Annotated in this window: 2 protein-coding genes; both read right to left on the bottom strand. The window is 69.2% G+C overall.

The genetic code is table 11. The annotated features are described in order from the left end of the window. Window positions 1–251 (bottom strand): AMP-binding enzyme (locus tag ACWJ6R_RS36960; RefSeq protein ID WP_449066644.1); only part of this gene is annotated, 251 nt, incomplete at its 3' end. Continuing rightward, window positions 218–1,027: an AMP-binding protein gene (locus ACWJ6R_RS36965; RefSeq protein ID WP_449066645.1), complete on the bottom strand. Its 810-nt coding sequence runs from the start codon at window positions 1,025–1,027 to the stop codon at window positions 218–220. The genes ACWJ6R_RS36965 and ACWJ6R_RS36960, both read right to left, overlap by 34 nt. Window positions 1,028–1,031 lie beyond the last annotated feature (4 nt).

The raw sequence follows: 1,031 nt of genomic DNA on the forward strand, positions 1-1,031 counted from the left end.
TCCACCGCCGAGATCACCGACGGAACCGCATACCCCGGCAACCGATCCGCCAACACACGACGCACCTCACCCACATCCACCACCGCAGGAACCACGAACCCCGCCAACCGCCGCCCCCGCCGCTCCCCCACCGCGACCACCACCGCCCGAGCCACCCCCGGACACCCCTCCAACGCCGCCTCGACCTCACCCAACTCCAGCCGATGACCACGCACCTTCACCTGATGATCCGCACGCCCCAGAAACTCCAACGTGCCATCCGGCCAATACCGGCCCACATCACCCGTGCGATACCAACGCCGCCCCGCATACTCCACGAACTTCGCCGCCGTCCCCGGCCCATCACCCCGATACCCGCACGCCACCCCCGCCCCACCGATCCACAACTCCCCCGCCACCCAATCCGGACAATCCCGACCCCGCCCGTCCACCACCCGGAAACACTGATTACGCAACGGCAACCCGTACGGCACCGACGCCCAATGCGCCTCGACCCCCACCACCTCGAACGCGTTGACCAGATCGCCGCCTCCGTCGCACCCCCCAACGCCACCAACCGACACCCACCACCACCCTGCGCCGCCAACCGCGCCCGCAGATCCACCCCCACCCAATCCCCCGACACCAACGCCACCCGCAACCCCGCCGGCACCCGCTCACACGAGGCCAGCAACATCTCCAGCAACGTCGGCACGCTGTTCCACACCGTCACCCCATGACGGACGCACAACTCCACCCACCGCTGCGCATCCCGCCGCTCCCCCTCCCCCACCAGCACCAGCGCCCCACCCGCCGACAACAACCCGAACACGTCGTACACCGACAGATCGAAATCCAGCGCCGACACCGCCAGCACCCGATCCCCGCACCCCACCCCCAACCGCTCGTTCACATCCACCACCGTGTTCAACGCCGCCCGATGCGACACCTCCACACCCTTGGGCACCCCCGTCGACCCCGACGTGAAGATCACATACGCCACCGCATCCGGCGACACCTCCACCGGACACACCAACCGCCCCCCCACCGGC

This window comes from Planomonospora algeriensis (genome assembly GCF_977012225.1).